A 17,813-nucleotide genomic window follows, 5' to 3' on the forward strand; every position below is an offset into this window, starting at 1 on the left:
GGGGGGCCGGCCTGGGAGTAAGGTCCCGGCCGCGTACACATGCGCAAATGGGTCTTCATCGCGGTGGCTGCCGTGCTGGCGCTCGCCGCAATCGTGCTGGGGCCCCGGTGGGGTACTCCGGCCGCGCGCCCCGTCTCGCCCGTCTCCGCCAGTTCCATCCGCCAGGGGATGCCCGCCTTCAACGCGGTGGCGGTGTCGTCTGGTTCGCAGGAGGGGCTGACGCTCACCGGGCGAGTGCTGGACGGCAACGGCCGGCCGGTGGCGGACGCGGAGGTGTCGCTCGCGGCTTCGGCGGAGCGGACGCTGGCGGACGTGCGCTGCGACGAGTGCGGACTGGCGCTGCTGGCCTGCACCGCGCACGAGACGGCGCTGCACACGCGGGCCTTCTTCGAACAGCAGCAGGGCTTCCTCACGGCGCGCGCCACGGTGCGTACGGACGCGGAGGGGAAGTTCCGCTTCGAGCACCTGGCGGGCGTGTCCTTCACGGTGTGGGCGCGCTCGGCGGGACTGGGCGTGGCGCTCAAGGACCGCGCCGCGCCGGGGGAGGCGGTGGAGCTGTACCTGCCGCCCTTGCGGAGCATCACCGGCACGGTGGTGGATGACTCCGGCCATGCGAGGCCCGGGGCGCGCGTGCGCGCGGTGTCGCGCAAGGTGCCGTTGCCCTTCGAGGCCGTGGCGGGCGCGGGCGGGGCCTTCACGTTGTCGGGCCTGGGCGAGGGCCCCTTCTACGTGCTCGCGGACGCGGAGGGCTTCCAGCCCGCGGTGGCGCAGCACGTGGAGGCGGACTCGCAGCCTCTGCGCCTGAAGCTGACGCCTTCGCGCACGCTGGAGGTGCGCGTGCTGCGCGACGGGGCGCCCGCGGCGGCGACGGTGCGCTTGCGTGGCGACCACCTGACGCGCGAGGAGCACACGGAGGCGCAGGGCGGGCCGGTGCGCTTCAACGGCCTGTACCCGGACGAGGTGGTGGTGACGGCGGAGGCGCCGGGCTTCGGCTCCGCGCCCCAGACGCTCACGCTGTCGCAGCGGGTGACACAGGTGACGCTGGTGCTGGAGGCCGCGGGCCGGTTGCTCGTCACGATTGTCGACGAGGAGGGCCAGCCGGTGCCCAACCCGCAGCTGCTGCTGCGCACGGTTGCGGGCGACCTCATCCGCCGCGACGCGGTGCCCACCGGTGCCCTGGCGGAGCTGGGGCCGCTGGCGCCGGGCGAGTACGTGCTGGAGGGGCAGGCGGAGGGCTTCACCGCGGCGCAGTTGCCCGCGCGCGTGGCGCCGGGCGAGACGCCACTGGAGTTGGAGCTGGCGAAGGCCACGGTCATCAGCGGACAGGTCATCGACGAGTACGGCCGGCCCGCGGCGGGCGTGTCCGTGCTGGTGCAGCCCACGGGCGGCGTGGTGAACGCGGGCGAGGACGGCCACTTCACGGCGCAGGTGCCCATGCCGGGGCTCTACACACTGCACGCGCACCACTCCGAGTGGGGTGGCGGCAGCGTGCAAGCGTCAGCGCCCGCGACGGACGTGACGCTGTCGCTGGAGGCGAAGGCGGGCGCGGACGTGACGGTGACCAGCGGAGGCCGGCGGGTCGAGGGCGCGGACGTGACGATGTGGGCGGATCCGGAGAACATCTTCCGCAGCGACCGTCCTTCCGGTCCGGACGGCGTGGTGCCCATGCGGGGCCTGCCGCCGGGCACGTACCAGCTGGTGGCGTCGCATCCGGAGTACCTGCCATCGAGCCCCAAGTCGGTGACGGTGCAGGACGGTGGGAAGCAGCAGGTGACGGTGGAGTTGGAGGCCGGCGCGCAGCTGACGGGCGACGTGGTGGACGAGGATGGCCAGCCGGTGGTGGGCGCGGCGATGAGCGTGGCGCCGCGCGTGGCGGAGCCGACGCAGTCGGATTCGAGCGGCCACTTCGAGTTCCGCGCGCTGAGGCCGGACCGCACCTACGTGGTGGAGGCACGCCACGCAAGCTACGAGCCGATGGAGCGGCCGCAGGGCAAGCCGGGAGGGCCGCCGGTGCGGGTGAAGATGCGCCGGCGCACGACGTTTCGGGGCCGCGTGGTGGATGACTCGGGCCAGCCGGTGCGCCGCTTCCGGATGGACGAACACGACGTGAACAGCCCGGATGGCCGCTTCGAATTGCCGCTGTCCACGGCGGGGGACCGGCTCATCGTGGCGGTGGATGCGGCGGGGTACGAGCCGCAGGTGGTGGACCGCCCCGCGACGCCGCAGGACATGGGCGACATCGTGCTGGTGAAGGCGCCGTCAGTGTCCGGGCGGGTGCGGGATGCGTCGGGCGGCGCGGTGCCGGACGCGGTGGTGACGTGCGACGTATGCGACGGGTCGGTGCTGTCCGGGCCGGACGGCAACTTCACGCTGGCGAGTCCGCCCTTCGTGCCGCGCTTCACGCTGTCCGCGCGCAAGGGCAAGGTGAGCGGCACGCAGGAGGTACCGCGAGGCAACACGGCGCCGGTGGAGCTGACCCTCAAGCCCGCGACGCACCTGAAGGGCCGGGTGTACCTGGCGGATGGGAAGCCCGCGGCGGGTGCGCAGGTGGAGGGGCTCAACGCGGACCGCAGCGAGTCGGTGTCGCTCATCACCGGCGCGGATGGCAGCTACAGCGCGGACCTGTCGCCGGGCAACTACCGCTTCGTGGTGGGCGGGCGTGGTGCGGGCCAGCCGGCGGTGGTGGTGCAGGTGGCGGGCACGGACATGACGCTGGACCTGGGCCCGGTGCCGGGGACGGGCTCCGTGACGGTGTTGATCCAGCCGGAGCGGGGCAAGGCGCTGTGGGTGGTGCCAGGGGAGGTGGGCTCGGTGGGCAATCCGCCCACGGAGCTGTTGCGCTCGAGCTTCGCGCAGCTGGTGTACCAGCCCATGTCGGAGCGGGTGGTGGTGCAGGGGCTGCGGCCGGGCAGGTACACGCTGGTGTGGGGCTACTTCCACGCGGAGATGCCCGGGTCGGGCCCGGTGGTGCGCTCGGTGGACGTTCCCACCCAGGGCGAGGTGTCCCTGCGGTAGTCGTGTTGCGACCGGGCTGGCTGGCGCGTAATGAAGCCGCATGGACGCATCCGCATTGAAGGGTCGCCGGATCATCGTCGGCGTGGGTGGCGGTATCGCGGCGTACAAGGCCTGCGAGCTGGTGCGTGAATTGGGCCGCGCAGGAGCGGACGTGCGGGTGGCCATGACAGAGGCCGCACGCCAGTTCGTCACCCCGCTGACCTTCCAGGCGCTCGTGGGGCACCCGCCGCTCACGGACTACTTCGACCCGGCGCAGGAGGGGAACTTCGGCCACCTGGACCTGGCCCGCTGGGGCGAGCTCTACGTGGTGGCGCCCGCGACGGCGGACCTGATCGCGAAGATTCGCGCGGGCTTCGCCGGGGACGCGGTGACGACGTCGCTGCTGGCGTTCAAGGGGCCAGTGGTGCTGGCACCCGCGATGAACGTGGCCATGTGGGAGAACACCCGGACGCAGGAGAACGTGGAGTCACTGCTGAAGGAAGCGCGCTTCAGCACGGTGGGGCCGGGCGCGGGGATGCTGGCGTGTGGAGACGTGGGCGCGGGGCGGTTGGCGGACGTGGGCGCCATCGTGTCCGCGGTGGCCGCGCGGCTGGGAGGCGGTCCTCTCACGGGCAAGACGGTGCTGGTGACGGCGGGCCCCACGCGCGAGTACCTGGATCCGGTGCGGTTCATCTCCAATCCGTCCACGGGGAAGATGGGCCTGGCGCTGGCGCACGAGGCGCGAGCGTTGGGCGCGAAGGTGACGGTGGTGTTGGGCCCGGTGGGCGCGGTGGACCGCACGGGCCTGGAGGTGGTGGACGTGGTGAGCGCGGAGGACATGGCGCGCGAGGTGCTATCGCGCGTGGAGTCCGCGGACGTGTTCATTGCTACCGCGGCGGTGAGTGACTGGAGGCCGGAGACGCGCGCGCCGCAGAAGGTGAAGAAGGGCGAGGGCCCGGAGAACCTGAAGCTGGTGCGCACGCCGGATGTGCTGCTGGAGGCGTCTCGCAAGGTGGCGGGGAAGGCGAAGCGGCCGGTGCTGGTGGGCTTCGCGGCGGAGACGGAGCGGGTGGTGGAGCACGCGCGCGAGAAGCTGGAGCGCAAGGGGCTGGACGCCATCGTCGCCAACGACGTCACCGCGGAGGGCGCGGGGTTCGGGACGGATACGAACCGGGTGACGGTGATTTCGCGCAGTGGCCCGGACCGGGTGCTGCAGGGAAGCAAGCGCGCGGTGGCGGGGGAGATCCTGTCGCTGTTGCTCGTGTCACCGCGCGGCTGAGCGCTTCGGCGTCATCAGCCGCAGCATGAGACGCGCGAAGGCGTTGGGCGGCTGGATGCGGGTGTTCTGGAAGGCGGTGAAGAACCAGACGCCCTCACGCTTCACGGCGACCATGGTCTGGATGGAGCGGCGTCCCTTGGGCGCCTTGCGCTGCCAGCGCAGCTTGATGACGCCTTCGGCGTGGATGAGCGCCACGTCCGGGGCGAGGAATCGCACGGACTTCACCTCACCGTCGAGCGTGGAGCCACGGAGGACACCGTCGAAGAGGGACTGATGGGCTTCGGCGTTGGCCTGTCGACCCTTGATGTGGCTGCCATCGAAGGCGACGTAGTCCACGTCCTCCGTGAAGCAGGCGGCATATGCCTGGGCGTCGCCCTGATTCCAGCACTCGTAGAGCCGCTGCATGCGCTCACGGATGGCTGCGGCTTCGGTGGGGGATGACATGGGGCCTCGCTTTCGGCGCCCATGACTACGGCCTCTGGGGCTCTCTCCACCAGTGATGGTCCATGATGGTTAGAATCACGGGTGTGAATCTCTCCGCCATCGACCTCAACCTGTTTCTCGTGCTGCATGCGGTGCTCGAGTCCGGCAGTGCGACCGGTGCGGCGAGGGAACTCCACGTCACGCAGTCCGCGGTGAGCAATGCGCTGGCCCGGCTGCGTGATGTGTTGGGCGACCCGCTGGTGGTGCGCAGCGGGCGGGGGCTGGTGCCGACGCCACGATGTGAGGAATTGAGGCCGTTCATTGCGTCCGCCGTGGGACAGCTTCAGTTGGCGTTGGAAGGAGGCCAGGGCTTCAAGCCTGAGACGTGCACTCGGACCTTCACCGTAGCGGGCGCGGACCACCACGGTGTCTCCGATGTGCCGAAGCTAGCGGCACTGTTCGCCAAGCGCCTTCCTGCCGCGCTCCTGCGCGTCGTGAGCATCGACTACCTCGTGGAGCGGGATGGCCTCACCACAGGATTGGTGGATGTGGCGCTCGGGCCACCCGAGGCCACGGGGCCTGGGTGCCACGCCGAACCGCTGTACACGGATGACGCCGTGCTGCTCGTGCGCCGTGATCATCCGCGCATCCGGGGCAAGACGCTGACGAAGGCGCTCTACAACACGTCGAAACACATCGACCTGCACCTCGCGGAAGGCCGTCCGGGCATCGGGCACCAGCAGCACGCGCGCATCCTCAAGGAGCACGGGCTCACGCGGGAGGTAGGGCTCGCTGTCCCGCACTTCTTCGCGGCGGCGATGGCGGCGGCCCGCTCCGACTTGATCGCGGGAGTGCCCCGCCGCGTCGCCAAGGCCTTCTGCGACATGCTGCCCCTGCGCACGGTGGAGATGCCCTTTCCCTCCCCGCGCATGACCAAGTCCCTCATCTGGCACACCCGGACGGATGCGGACCCGGGGGCACGCTACTTCCGCTCGCTCGTGGTCGAAGCGCTCAGGGAATGACTTTGCGGTGGCGGTAGTCCTCGAAGACCTCGCGGAACATCGTCTCTGTTTCGATGTGCCCCGGGAACCCGTGGCGGCGCGCCTTGGACGGGTCCGCGAGGAAGTCGAAGTTCAAGGAGAACACCCCTTGGGCATGCCGCCAGGGGTTGATGTCCGTGTAGGGAGTGGGAGCGAGCCCGTGCTTCGCCACCATCCTGTCCCAGAGCGGGGCCTTGTCCGCCATCACGTCGACCAGGGACATGGGCAGGGGAGGGGCCACCTCCAGGTCGAACATGCGGGCGATCTTCGGCCAAAGCTCACTCCAGCGGAACTGATCGCCGTTGTTGATGTTGAAGGCTTGGTTGGCGGCCTTCGGGCTTGTCGCCGCCCACAGCATGGCGTGCGCCAGCAGCCTCGCGTCCGTGACGTCCATGAGGATGTCATACGCGGCCGGCGGCCCGGGGAAGCGCAGCGGAAGGCCCAGTTCCTTCGACATGGACGCGTATACCGAGATGGCCAGCCCCGCGTTCATCGGCGTGCCCATCGCGTAGCCCACCACGACGGATGGGCGGAGCGCGGACCACGTCCACGCCTTGCCCTGCTGCCGTTGCTCCAGGAAGTCCTGCTGCTCCACGTTGAACTCGGGAGGCATGTGGTGCGCGTCCGTCTCCCGGGCAGGCGTCTTGAACGGTCCCAGGTGCGCGCCGTAGACCTTGTAGCCCTGCATCAGGTTGATGTGCTGGAGGTTCCTGGCGACAGGCTCCACCGCGTTCACCACGTTGACGAGCATGGCGACGTTCGGCGCCACCAGCTCCGCGGGCGTGGGCCGGTCCTGGTAGGCGGCGTAGAAGATGTGCGTCACCTGCGTCAGTCCGCTCAGCTTCTCGCGGCTGTCGGCCGCGTCGAGCAGGTCCACGGGGATGAAGCGCACACCCGCACGTCCTTCGCCTCCGCGCCGCGACAGGCCGATGACCTCCCATCCGCCGAGCGCTTCCAGGTGTTCGATGAGGTTGAGTCCCGCGATTCCATGGGCACCAACGACCAAGGCCACATTCTTGGGGGAAGACATGGGGTTCTCCATGCGGCCCCACGTGGATCCGTTTCCGGGCCGCACGGGTCTAGTATTCGCGTGCCCTGTCCCGAGGTAGAGCCGTCCCAGGCACAAGGCTTGTGAGTTCAATTCAATGGCGCGTCTGGAAATAAATCGCTCTGGGGAGATGGAGGTCTTCGTCCGGGTCGTGGAGCAGGAGGGGTTCTCCGCGGCGGCGCGGACGCTGAGGATGACGCCGTCGGCGGTCAGCAAGCTCGTCGCGCGGCTGGAAGCCCGCCTGGGTGCGCGGCTCATCCACCGCAACACCCGGGGCTTCCAGCTGACCTCCGAGGGCTGCGTTTTCTACGAGCGAAGCGTGCAGGTGCTCGCGGAACTGGACGAGGCCGAGCGCGGCGTCACGTCGCATGACGCGCCCTCGGGCCGGGTGCGCGTGAACACCAACGTGCCCTACGGCACGCACGTCCTCCTACCGCAGGTGTCCGAGTTCCAAGCCCGCTACCCGGGCATCCGCCTGGACATCGGGCTCACGGACCACGTGGTGGACCTGCTCGAGGATCGCGCGGACGTGGCCATTCGCGCGGGCCCGCTCAAGTCGTCCAATCTCATCGCGCGAAGGCTGGGCGAGACGCGCAAGGTCATCGTCGGCGCGCCGGCCTATTTGAAGCGCATGGGCACGCCGAAGTCGGCCTCGGACCTGGAGCGGCATACGCGCATGGGCGCCAGTCACACGCCCGCGCTGGAGCAGTGGCCCGTCATGGAGCGTGGCTCCGTGGTGAACGTCCCCGTCTCCGGAACCCTGTTCGCGAGCGACGGCGAAGCGCTGCGGCACCTGGCGCTCGCGGGGGCGGGGCTCGCGCGGATCGCCGCCTTCCAGGTGCGTGAGGACATCAAGGCCGGGCGGTTGGTTGCGGTGCTTGAGGAGCGCAACCCCGGAGACACCGTGGTCTTCCACGCGGTGTTCCTCGATCCCGCGAAACAGCTTCCTGCGCGCATTCGCGCGTTCCTCGACTACTTCGCCGAAGTGGGCATGGGCTGACTGCTCACTCCTATCCTTCCAGAGGCTCAGTGCTCAGCCAGAACGAGCGGTTGCCGCTGCGAAGCGCCTTCTCCAGGAACTCCGCGAAGGACGACGCGATGCGTTCGACCTCTGGGTACGTTTCATGGAAAGCATCGAGCAGCGGATAGCTTCCGTCTGCCTGCTGCGCGACATCCACGAGGACGTAGTCGCCGTCCTGCATGTCCACCACACAGTAGTGCGTGGCCGGACCAGCGCTGTCCTCGTCTCGTCCAAAAATGGCAGCGCGCGCTCGTTCAATGCGCTCTAGCGGCAGCAGGTGGTAGTTCACATCTGGGAGCGGGGCGAAGAGCGTCGCTCCATTGCAGTGCAGATAGAAGGCTCGCAGGTCCTCGTCCAGCTTCCACCCCATGCGCGCTTCAAAGGCAGCAACCTGCGCGGGCGTGGCGGGCGGACGGGGGTAATGGAGGCGCGAGACTTCGTCGAGCAGGCGCTTCATCGACATGTTTGCTCCTCAGTCCGTGTAAGGCCGTTCGGGGCCCGGCGTGAGCCACTTGCCTCCAGGCGCGTAGCAGGCGGGATACTCGTTGGTGAACACCTTGTGGACGTCCCCAGGGACAGGGATGACGTTGTCAGCGGCTGTTGGGGCGCCACCGTGCGCGAGATCGAAGATGTGGTGACCCGCCCAGTTCTCACCTCCGCTCGTCTTCGGCCAGTCTCCGAACTCCGAGCTCCACTTGCGGCGGAAGGACTCTCTCGCGGACTGCCAGGTGTCCCGCCGCCACTTCCCGTCCGATACCGCCGGGTAGTCGCAGCAGCAGTGGGTGATGGCCAGACGACCGCCTGCCTCCGCGGGCATGAACAGGTAACGTCCCTTCCAGTCGCCCTTGATATCGGCCAACCACATGCAGCCCTTGAGCGCATGGCCCTGCGCCGCGCACTTTGACTCACAGCGGGATAGGAACGCTGCGCTGCACTGCCAGGGTCCATAATAGATAGTCGTCTGGAGTTGTCCGCCGTCAGGCGTGCTGACGGACCCCACCCACTTCGCCATGGCGGGCTTGCCCGTGGTTCCGATGGTGGCCGAACCGCAAGCAAGAAGGGCAAGGGCAGACGCTGCGCTCGCGGCACGTTGGATGGCTGGAAGGACTGTCACGGCAAGCCGTGATAGCCCGGCCTGCGCGTGTCCGCAAAACAGGCCTAAAGCTGAACAGCTGCCACCTGTCCCGGAGGCCCCTCCACTCCATGAATGAACGTGTGCACCTCCACATGCACCGCCTCATGGAAATCCGGCTCACCGCGCCCACCATTCCAGTCCACGCGGTCCATGCGGATGACGCGTGACGAATAGGGCAACAGCGTCGCCGGATCCGTCACCAGCTCCAGTTCCACGTGCGCGTACCTTCCCTTTGTCTCGTCCGTCTGTCCGGCAGGTTCCCGCACGAGCTTCAGCTTCACGCACCTGGGCTCCGGCACTGACTCAGAGCAGGGCACTCCCACGTCCAGACGGACGCGCTCCTCCGCGGGGACCTCTTCAGTCTTCTTGCGGCCGGTGCCCACGGACATCGTCGTCGCCACGACCTCCGTCCTCCCTGGCTTGAGTCTCGACCCGTGCCAGATTCCGACCCACTCGTTCCACCGGTTGCGGGCCTCGCGCTCCAGCCCGTTGCTGAGGGCCTTCGCCATCTGGGCCTTCTTCATGGGGCTGACCGGCAGCGCGTCCAGCAGGTCCTGACCGGGGCCGTCCTCCAGCGGATCAATCCCCTGGAAGTCTCCCTTCGCATCGATGATGGACGCGGCCAGCGGCTCCACGAAGGCAGGGAAGGGGGCTTCGATGATCTCCACGTCCTGGAACACCAACCGCCGGCGGCCCTCCCCATCCACGGGCCCCATCCGCATCGCGTACCGGCGCTGCGCCGTCTGCCGGCCGCTCCAGTCCGTTCGTACGTCCACCGTGTGCATCACCCGGATGGTCGACTGCTCCGGCCAGGCGTAGCGCAGCGTCACCAGGTCCTTCCCCTGCGCACCGCCGAGCGTGGCGCAGCCGAAGACCCCGGAGGACAGCGCTGCGATGAAGAGCCACGGGCGCGCGAAGGAAGCCATGTCCCGCCACGATAACAACGCCAGTCTGTCCGCGCGGCACGGCGTGACGCCCGGGCCGCGCGGACCGGACACTCAGGCCGTAGCCACCGTTGTGCCTCGTCGCAGGCCCGCGTACTCCAGCGCCGCGAACACCGCGACCGCCAGTGCTTGCGCCATGACGAACGCCACCCCCAGGCCCGTGGGCGTCGTCGGCCCGTGCGTCAGCAGCAGCACGCTGTCCACCACCCACGTCACGTTCATCGCGACCACGCACCACACCGGCCAGGCGGGCAGGGTGGCCCGCGACGCCAGGTACACCAGCAGCAGCGCGAAGGGGACCAGCCCCAGCCCCGCCACACGCAGGATGCCCGGGTCCAGGCCCAGCAGCGCTCCGAGCGGGTCCGCCGCCAGCGCCCCCAACAGGCCCGTTGCCCCGCTGGCGACTCCGTCCAGCAGCAGCACGCGGCGCAACAGGCTTCCCGACACGTTCGTCTTGCTCATGGCACACGTTCCCTTCAGTGGAATGGATGAAACGGTGCACAAGATGCGAGGCCGGGCGCGCGGCGTCGATTACCTCCGAGGGAATGGAAGCGATGACGTGCGCCCCCTATCTTCCCCTCCATGACGAGCCTTCAGCAGAGCCGCCCCGTGGGAGAACTGCTGCGCGGCTGGCGTCAGCGGCGCGGGCTGAGCCAGATGGACCTCGCGTTGCGCGCGGAGGTCTCCACCCGTCACGTGAGCTTCCTGGAGACCGGCCGCTCCCAGCCCAGCCGCGACATGCTGCTGCACCTGGCGGAGGAACTGGACGTGCCCCTTCGAGACCGCAACAGCCTGCTCGTCGCCGCGGGCTTCGCGCCCGTCTTCGCCGAACGCCCCCTGAACGACCCCGCCCTCAACGCTACGCGCGAGGCCGTGGAGCTGGTGCTCGCGGGCCATGAGCCGTACCCCGCGCTGGCGGTGGACCGGCACTGGACGCTCGTCACCGCGAACCGCGCCGTGGGCATCCTGATGGAGGGCCTGGCCCCGGAGGTCCTGGAGCCCCCCATCAACGTCCTGCGCCTGAGCCTGCACCCCCAGGGGCTGGCCTCCCGCATCGACAACCTGCGCCAGTGGCGCGACCACGTCCTCCACCGCCTCGCCCGGCAGGTGGACGTCTCCGGGGACGCCACGCTCGCGGCGCTGCTGGAGGAGTTGCGCGGCTACCCGGTGCCGGAGCCCGCACCGGACGCGAAGGCGCGCGACTTCGCGGGCGTGGTGGTGCCGCTGCGCATCCGCACGTCACTGGGGACGCTGTCGTTCTTCGGCACCATCACCGTGTTCGGGACGCCCGTGGACATCACGCTCGCGGAGCTGGCCATCGAGTCGTTCTTCCCCGCGGACCCGGAGACGGCCGAGGCGCTGCGGCGGGCCGCCACGGAGCGGGCCCGCCAGGACACCTGAGCAGCCGCTACGGCTTCACGCGCACCGTGCGCAGCGCCGTGCCCCAGGACACGACCTGATCCAACAGCGTGTTCACCTGCTTCTCCTTGGCCGGGTCCGGCTTGAAGACGGTGTAGTGCTCGAAGTCGGTGGAGAGGAACAGCTGCACCTGCGCGCGCACCGTGGCCATCTGCAGCTCCGCGGCGACCAGGCGCAGTTGCTCCACCGCGCGCACGCCGCCCGCGCTTCCGTAGCCCACGAAGCCGGCGGCCTTGTTGTTCCACTCCTTGTAGACGTAATCGAGCGCGTTCTTCAGCGCGCCGGACGTGCCGTGGTTGTACTCGGGTGTGACGAAGACGTACGCGTCGTAGCCCTCCACCGCCGCGCTCCACTTCTGCGTGTGGGCTTGCGTGTACTTGCCCATGGACGGCGGCGTGGGCTCGTCCAGCAGGGGCAGGTTGAAGTCCTGGATGTCGACGATCTCGTACGTGGCGTCGCTGCGCTTCTTCGCGATGTCGTGGACCCAGGCCGCGACCTTGTCCGCCTTGCGTCCGGGCCGCGTGCTTCCGACGACGATGGCCACCTTGATCATGTGCGAGGAACTCCTGGGAAAAGGGCGTGGAACCAGCGACCGCCATCTTCCCCAGGTCCGCCCGGTGGCCAAGGGCGTTACGCCGGGGGTGTGTCCTGATTCGACCAGAGCCCGGGGTCTCCGCCCGGAAGGTGGCGCAAGCCCCGACCCTGGGCTAAGCGTACAGGCAACTTCCCCGGCTGCTTCCTTGCACCGGGACGGTCCCTCCGATACCGATCCACCACCGTGAACGACGACACGCCTGATTCCATGCAGGAGCTGGCCGACGTGCTCCAGGACGTGCGCCGCCACCTGCTCTGGCAGGAGGAGACCGCTGGCCGCTCGATCCTCGTCGACGCGAAGGTCGCCGCCGAGCTCCAGCAGCAGCGCGCCGCCGCCTCGTCCGTGCGCACGATGATCGCCCGGACCAAGGCCCCCGAGCCGGCCGCCGCACCCACGCCTCCCCGGCCCCCGGCGGAGTCCCCGTCGCGCGACACGCTGCACGCCGCGATGAAGCAGCCCCTGGGCGCTCCCCGTCCGCTGGCCGCCGCCACGCCGCCTCCCGCCGCACCCCGCGCCGCACCGGCTCCGGCCCCCGCGATGCTCCTGGACGTGCCCAAGTCCGCGCCCCGCTACAACGGCGCGCTGCCCGGCGTCGTGGAGGGCGAACGTCCCACGCTGGATCAGGTCCGCCGCGAGCTGGGCGACTGCCGCCGCTGCAAGCTGTGCTCGGGCCGCAAGAACATCGTGTTCGGCTCCGGCAACCCTCGCGCGGACCTGGTGTTCGTGGGCGAGGGCCCCGGTGAGAACGAGGACCTCCAGGGCGTGCCCTTCGTGGGCGCCGCCGGGGACCTGCTCACCAAGATGATTGGCGCCATGGGCTTCACCCGCAACGACGTCTACATCGCCAACGTCGTGAAGTGCCGCCCGCCCGGCAACCGCAACCCGGAGCCGGATGAGATCGCCGCGTGCGAGCCCTTCCTGCGCTCGCAGTTGCTCGCCATCCAGCCCAAGGTCATCGTCGCGCTGGGCAAGTTCGCGGCGCAGACGCTGCTCAGGGACACCACCCCCATCACCCGCATGCGGGGGCAGTGGCGCGAATATGAGGGCATCCAGCTCATGCCCACCTTCCACCCCGCGTACCTCCTGCGCAACAGCGCGGAGAAGCGCAATGCGTGGGCGGACCTGCAACAGGTGATGAAGCTGTTCGGCAAGCACCCGGGCTCCAGCGCGTAGAACGCGCGGCGCACCGCGATTAGGAGAGGCACCGATGAAGGGCGTGCTCGAGACGCGTGAAGTGCATTCCCCCGCGCTGGAGAACAACCCGCTGGGAGATCCGGCCCGCCGCCGGCTCACCGTGTACCTGCCGCCGGGCTACGCGGAGGGCACGCAGCGCTACGCGGTCGTCTACTTCCTGCACGCCTTCGGCAACGGCGGCGGCTCGTGGACCAACGTGTCCGGGTTCTCGCCCACCGTTCCGGACCGCCTGGACGCGCTCATCGAACAGGGCGCCATCCCGCCCGTCATCGGCGTCTTCCCGGACGCGTGGACGAAGCTGGGCGGCAGCCAGTGGGTGAACAGCGACGCCATCGGCCGCTACCGCGACTACCTGGTCAAGGACATCGTCGGCTTCGTGGACAAGACCTTCCGCACGCTGCCCAAGGCCGCGTCCCGCGCGGTGGTGGGCCACAGCTCCGGCGGCTACGGCGCGCTGGTGATGGGCCGCTACCACCCGGAGATCTTCTCCCTGGTGGGCGCGCACGCGCCGGACTCCTATTTCGAGTACTCGTACATGCCGGACCTGCCCAAGGCCGCCACGTCCCTGATGAAGGCGGGCGGCGTGGAGGCGTGGGTGACGGAGCTGCGCCAGCGCGCCGTGGCCACCAAGGTGCGCGGCGACGACTTCCCGGTCATCAACATCCTGGCCATGGCGGCGGCGTACTCGCCGAAGAAGGGCGAGCCGCTCAACCTGGAGCTGCCCTTCGAGCAGCACAACGCGAAGCTGCGCCTGGACGTGTGGAACCGGTGGCTCGTGCACGACCCCGTGCGCTTCGTGCCCAAGTTCATGGACTCCTTCCGCAAGCTGAAGACGGTCTACCTGGACGCCGGCACGCGCGACGAGTTCAACCTGCGCTGGGGCACGCGCATGGTGGCGGACGACCTGAAGGCCGGCGGCGTGGACGTGGCGCACGAGGAGTTCGAGGACGGACACTCGGGCGTTTCGTACCGCTTCGAGCGGTCGCTGTCCGTGCTGGTGCCGCTCCTGGCGCGGGACTGATAAGGGGGACGCCATGGATACCTACGGACTGTCGCGCGTCGTGGCGGAGAAGGGCGTGCTGCCGCAGCGCGCTCGCAAGCTGGACCCCTCGCTGCCGTGCCGCGAGGCGGAGCTGCTCATCGACGTGGAGAGCCTCAACATCGACGCCGCGTCCTTCAAGCAGATCAAGGACGACGTGGGCGGCGACCCCGCGCGCATCGCCTCCCGCATCCAGGACATCGTCCTCGAGCGCGGCAAGATGCAGAACCCCGTCACCGGCTCGGGCGGCATGCTCATTGGCCGCGTGAAGGAGCTGGGCGCGAAGCACCCCGCCAACGGCGTGCTCAAGCCCGGGGACCGCATCGCCACGCTGGTGAGCCTGACGCTCACGCCGCTCGTCATCGAAGAGGTGAAGGCGGTGCACGCGGACATCGACCGCGTGGACATCCGCGGCCATGCGCTGCTCTTCGCGAGCGGCATCTACGCGAAGCTCCCCACGGACATGCCGGACACGCTGTCCCTGGCGGCGCTGGATGTCTGCGGCGCGCCCGCGCTGGTGGCTCGCCACGTGCGCCCGGGCATGACGGTGGCGGTGCTGGGAGCGGGCAAGAGCGGCGCGCTGTGCCTGGCGCAGGCCCGCCGCAGCCTGGAGAGCCGCGGCAAGCTGCTGGCGCTGGACATCTCCCAGAAGGCGCTGGACGCGCTGTCCGCCATTGGCCTGTGCGACGAGGCCATGAAGGTGGACGCCACCCAGGGCGTGGACGTGATGGAGGCCGTGTCGAAGGCGACCAACGGTCAGCTCTGCGACCTGGTCGTCAACTGCGCCAGTGTGGGCAACACGGAGATGGCGTCACTGCTGTCCGTGAAGGACGGCGGCACGGTCATCTTCTTCTCCATGGCCACCAGCTTCACCACGGCGGCCCTGGGTGCGGAGGGCGTGGGCAAGGACGTCACCATGCTCGTGGGCAATGGCTACGTGCCCGGCCACGCCACCCTCACGCTGGACCTGCTGCGCACCGAACCGTCGCTGCGCCAGCTCTTCGAGTCCCGCTACGTCTAGGGCTTGAGGAAGGCCGTGTGCACGGCCTGCATCAGCGGATCCTTGGAGCCACCCACCAGGGTCTTGGGCATGTGACCCTGGTTGATGGTCCAGATGATGCTGCCGCCCAGGCCCTTCTCCCGCGCCCAGCGGCCCTTCTCCGACACGGACGCGACGTCTTCGTAGGAGATGTAGTTGCAGGACTGCGGGCCGTACGCGGTGGGGAAGGAGAGGTAGGGCGCCTTGGCGGCGTCGTCCCAGCGGTACGCCTCCGGCTGGTAGTAGTGCGCCTGGATGTTGGCGTAGCTCATCGCGTTGTCGCTCTGCTCCTCCGCGATGTCGTCGCGCCCGTCCAGCGGGGTGCCCGGCTCCGTGATGCCCTTCCAGCAGGTGCCGAAGAAGCCCACGCCCACGCCCATGCGCTGAGGAGGCACGCCCGCGTTCAGGAACGCCTGCACGGAGCTGGCGACGGAGCTGGGGTGGCCGGGGTTCTCACCGAAGAGCGCGCTGGAGTGCCAGCTCGCCCACTGTCCCCAGTGGCCGCTCATCTTGTAGGCCATGATGTTCATCTGATCCACGCGGGCGGCCAGCTGCCGGTGGAACTCCGCGTCCACCTTGCCCAGCGGGAAGTTGGAGTTCACCCAGCCCACCGGCACCGTGATGATGATGTTCTCGTCCGCGGCGCGCAGGTCGTCCAGCAGCGCCAGCAGCGGCGCGCTGTCCTGCGGCAGGAGGATGGGCTCCCAGTCCACGTCCACGCCGTCGAACTGCAGCTCGTGCATAGTGTTGATGATGTTGCGCACGAAGTTGCGGCGCTTCTCCAGCGTCTCCGTCGCGGCCCGGAAGCCGTCGTACTCGCCCATGCCGCCCAGCATCAGCAGCGCCTTCTTGCCCGCCTCGTGCGCCCGCACCGCCAGCGCTCGGGCCATCGCCGGGCCCTGCACGGGGTCCACGTCGAAGTCGGTATAGAGCGTGCCGTCGATGCGCGGACGGATGCGGCCCACCACGATGTGCGTGAGCAGTGACATGTCCACGGCCTCCACCGGGTACAGGTCGCGCTGGTAGCCCACCCAGTAGCCCATCACCCAGTTGGTGGGCGCGCCACCCGGACGCGGCGTCACCTGGGCCGTCTGGCGCGTGCAGGGGCCTTCCCCCATCTCGTTGGCGGCGCAGACGGTGAAGGTGTACGCCGTTCCGTTGTCGAGGTTCTCGATGAGCGTGCCGGACGACGGCGCGTCCACTCGCTGCACCCGGCCGCCCGGCTCCACCATGACCTTGAAGTACGACAGCGGCCGGCCGCCGTAGCTCGCGGGCGCGAGCCAGCTCACGTACGCCTGGCCGTTGCCCGCGGTGGGCACCACCGAGCGCGGCTGTCCCGGCACCGTGGGGTTCGGGATACTCATGCCCGCCTTGGGCGTCACCAGGTCCGTCTCCACGGAGGCCTGGCCCTCGCCCATCGCGTTCACCGCGGCGACCTTGAAGACGTAGGTGAAGCCGTTGTTCAGCCCCAGCACCGTGGCCTGCGTGTCCGGCACCTTCACCAGTGCGCCGCCGCACTCGGGGACGCAGCGCACCACGTAGTAGAGCAGCGGGCTGCCGCCATCACCGGGCGGCACCGTCCACGTCACCAGCGCGGACGCGTCGCCAGCCTGCGCGACCACCTGCTTCGGTGCTTCGGGGGCTGTGAGCGGAGGTGGGGGGGTGTCCGGACCTCCGCCAAAATCGCAACCGCTCAACATCACCGCGAGGGCCAGCCCCACCCACCCACGCACTGGTATTGCCCGATGGCTTTTCATCCCTGCACTCCTGGAAGGACGCAGGATGTTATGCGGCCAACCCCCCAGTCGGAGTCAAGCCTAACTGGAAAAGTGTGGCAATTTTGTACGAATTGGAATTCGTGCATTAAGCCGACTAATCCCATCCCTCCAGAGAATCACGGAACCTCAGCGGATGGGAAATCGGTCTCCGAAGGACGGCTGGTGTGGGGGCTGCCGGTGGGTGTCTTGCTTCACCTCGCCCGGGCGGTGGAGTCGGTGGGTGCGGCGGGCGCCACGGGGGCGGCAGGGACCTGGGTTTGGGCCCAGTCATTGGCGGAGCGGCCGCTGGCGTCGCGCACCGCGGGGGAGGCGCCCTGGTGGCGCAGCTGGTCGGCCACCTCCGTGCGGCCGAAGAGGACGGCGAACATCAGGGCCGTCTGGCCCAGCCGGTTGGTCTGGTCCACCGCGCAGGGCTGGGCGGAGAGCAGCTTCACCACGTCCGCGTAGCCCTTGAAGGCGGCGCCCATGAGGGCCGTGTTGCCCCGGCTGTCACCCGCGCATGCGTCCGCCCCGGCGTCGAGCAGCGCCTGCACCGTCCGGGTGTGGCCGTGGTAGGCGGCGAGGATGAGGGGGGAGAAGCCTCGCGTGTCGCGGGCCTCCACGGGCGTGCCGGCCTTGACGAGCCCCTGGACGATGTCCGTCTCGCCTTCGCGCGCGGCGGCGAGCAGGTAGCGCTCCGCGTCGCTGGTGGCGAGCAGCCGTCCGGCGGTCGTCGCCGGAGCGCGCAGGGACATCCACGCGGCGGTCAGCACCGTGCACACCAGCATCACCAGACCCAGCGAACCGAGCAGCAGCTTGCGAACCATGAGGGCGTCTCCGGCGAAGGAAGCGTGAAGGGGAGAGGGGGCCGCCGTGGCGTCACCGG

Annotated in this window: 17 protein-coding genes; 8 read left to right on the top strand and 9 right to left on the bottom strand. The window is 69.5% G+C overall.

Annotated features, from left to right (window positions below):
- Window positions 1–39 precede the first annotated feature (39 nt).
- Both GTZ93_RS32305 and coaBC read left to right on the top strand, forming a co-directional pair.
- Complete coding sequence (locus GTZ93_RS32305; protein ID WP_139920809.1) at window positions 40–3,015, top strand: carboxypeptidase regulatory-like domain-containing protein; 2,976 nt, start codon at window positions 40–42, stop codon at window positions 3,013–3,015.
- Between the two features lie 40 nt (window positions 3,016–3,055).
- The gene (gene coaBC, locus GTZ93_RS32310) at window positions 3,056–4,273 is read left to right on the top strand and encodes a bifunctional phosphopantothenoylcysteine decarboxylase/phosphopantothenate--cysteine ligase CoaBC (protein WP_139920811.1); all 1,218 of its coding nucleotides are present in this window, start codon (window positions 3,056–3,058) and stop codon (window positions 4,271–4,273) included.
- On the opposite strand, the gene GTZ93_RS32315 is transcribed toward coaBC, so the two are convergent.
- The gene (locus GTZ93_RS32315) at window positions 4,259–4,717 is read right to left on the bottom strand and encodes an SgcJ/EcaC family oxidoreductase (protein WP_139920812.1); all 459 of its coding nucleotides are present in this window, start codon (window positions 4,715–4,717) and stop codon (window positions 4,259–4,261) included. The genes coaBC and GTZ93_RS32315 overlap by 15 nt on opposite strands.
- 62 nt (window positions 4,718–4,779) lie before the next feature.
- Here GTZ93_RS32315 and GTZ93_RS32320 point away from each other — a divergent pair, with 62 nt between their 5' ends.
- Entirely contained in the window at window positions 4,780–5,718 is a 939-nt protein-coding gene (locus tag GTZ93_RS32320) for a LysR family transcriptional regulator (protein WP_139920814.1), read from the top strand.
- Here GTZ93_RS32320 and GTZ93_RS32325 read toward each other — a convergent pair.
- Window positions 5,708–6,766, bottom strand: a complete 1,059-nt coding sequence (locus GTZ93_RS32325) for an SDR family oxidoreductase (RefSeq protein ID WP_139920816.1) — start codon at window positions 6,764–6,766, stop codon at window positions 5,708–5,710. The two genes, GTZ93_RS32320 and GTZ93_RS32325, sit on opposite strands and share 11 nt — an antisense overlap.
- Before the next feature lie 148 nt (window positions 6,767–6,914).
- On the opposite strand from GTZ93_RS32325, the gene GTZ93_RS32330 reads away from it, so the two are divergent.
- On the top strand, window positions 6,915–7,784 hold the full coding sequence (locus tag GTZ93_RS32330; protein ID WP_257979375.1) for a LysR family transcriptional regulator: 870 nt from the start codon (window positions 6,915–6,917) through the stop codon (window positions 7,782–7,784).
- Between the two features lie 10 nt (window positions 7,785–7,794).
- Here the strand turns inward: GTZ93_RS32330 and GTZ93_RS32335 are convergent, their stop codons facing one another.
- From GTZ93_RS32335 to GTZ93_RS32350, 4 genes are all read right to left on the bottom strand, one after another.
- Window positions 7,795–8,268: an SMI1/KNR4 family protein gene (locus tag GTZ93_RS32335; RefSeq protein WP_121776772.1), complete on the bottom strand. Its 474-nt coding sequence runs from the start codon at window positions 8,266–8,268 to the stop codon at window positions 7,795–7,797.
- A gap of 9 nt (window positions 8,269–8,277) precedes the next feature.
- Entirely contained in the window at window positions 8,278–8,670 is a 393-nt protein-coding gene (locus GTZ93_RS43030) for a hypothetical protein (RefSeq protein WP_257979376.1), read from the bottom strand.
- 293 nt (window positions 8,671–8,963) lie between these two features.
- Window positions 8,964–9,866 (bottom strand): hypothetical protein, encoded by a 903-nt coding sequence (locus tag GTZ93_RS32345; RefSeq protein WP_139920821.1) that lies wholly within the window; start codon window positions 9,864–9,866, stop codon window positions 8,964–8,966.
- A gap of 72 nt (window positions 9,867–9,938) precedes the next feature.
- Window positions 9,939–10,346: a hypothetical protein gene (locus GTZ93_RS32350; RefSeq protein WP_139920823.1), complete on the bottom strand. Its 408-nt coding sequence runs from the start codon at window positions 10,344–10,346 to the stop codon at window positions 9,939–9,941.
- Between the two features lie 147 nt (window positions 10,347–10,493).
- On the opposite strand from GTZ93_RS32350, the gene GTZ93_RS32355 reads away from it, so the two are divergent.
- Complete coding sequence (locus GTZ93_RS32355) at window positions 10,494–11,285, top strand: helix-turn-helix domain-containing protein (protein ID WP_276528805.1); 792 nt, start codon at window positions 10,494–10,496, stop codon at window positions 11,283–11,285.
- 7 nt (window positions 11,286–11,292) lie between these two features.
- Here GTZ93_RS32355 and GTZ93_RS32360 read toward each other — a convergent pair whose 3' ends face one another.
- Entirely contained in the window at window positions 11,293–11,856 is a 564-nt protein-coding gene (locus GTZ93_RS32360; RefSeq protein ID WP_120578903.1) for an NADPH-dependent FMN reductase, read from the bottom strand.
- Between the two features lie 225 nt (window positions 11,857–12,081).
- On the opposite strand from GTZ93_RS32360, the gene GTZ93_RS43035 reads away from it, so the two are divergent.
- Genes GTZ93_RS43035 through kdd form a run of 3 tightly spaced genes read left to right on the top strand, consistent with a single transcriptional unit; the run spans window position 12,082 to window position 15,152 of the window.
- Entirely contained in the window at window positions 12,082–13,071 is a 990-nt protein-coding gene (locus tag GTZ93_RS43035; RefSeq protein WP_186820066.1) for a uracil-DNA glycosylase, read from the top strand.
- 34 nt (window positions 13,072–13,105) lie between these two features.
- On the top strand, window positions 13,106–14,113 hold the full coding sequence (locus tag GTZ93_RS32370) for an alpha/beta hydrolase (RefSeq protein ID WP_121755216.1): 1,008 nt from the start codon (window positions 13,106–13,108) through the stop codon (window positions 14,111–14,113).
- A 13-nt stretch (window positions 14,114–14,126) separates the two neighbouring features.
- On the top strand, window positions 14,127–15,152 hold the full coding sequence (gene kdd, locus GTZ93_RS32375; RefSeq protein ID WP_120581498.1) for an L-erythro-3,5-diaminohexanoate dehydrogenase: 1,026 nt from the start codon (window positions 14,127–14,129) through the stop codon (window positions 15,150–15,152).
- Here the strand turns inward: kdd and GTZ93_RS32380 are convergent.
- Together GTZ93_RS32380 and GTZ93_RS32385 are read right to left on the bottom strand one after the other, a co-directional pair.
- On the bottom strand, window positions 15,149–16,927 hold the full coding sequence (locus GTZ93_RS32380; RefSeq protein ID WP_139919116.1) for a glycosyl hydrolase family 18 protein: 1,779 nt from the start codon (window positions 16,925–16,927) through the stop codon (window positions 15,149–15,151). The two genes, kdd and GTZ93_RS32380, sit on opposite strands and share 4 nt — an antisense overlap.
- A gap of 212 nt (window positions 16,928–17,139) precedes the next feature.
- Window positions 17,140–17,754, bottom strand: coding sequence for an ankyrin repeat domain-containing protein (locus tag GTZ93_RS32385; protein ID WP_139919117.1), 615 nt, complete (start codon window positions 17,752–17,754; stop codon window positions 17,140–17,142).
- Window positions 17,755–17,813 lie beyond the last annotated feature (59 nt).

Origin of the sequence: Corallococcus exiguus, from assembly GCF_009909105.1 — a bacterium.
GTDB classification, from domain to species: Bacteria; Myxococcota; Myxococcia; order Myxococcales; family Myxococcaceae; genus Corallococcus; species Corallococcus exiguus.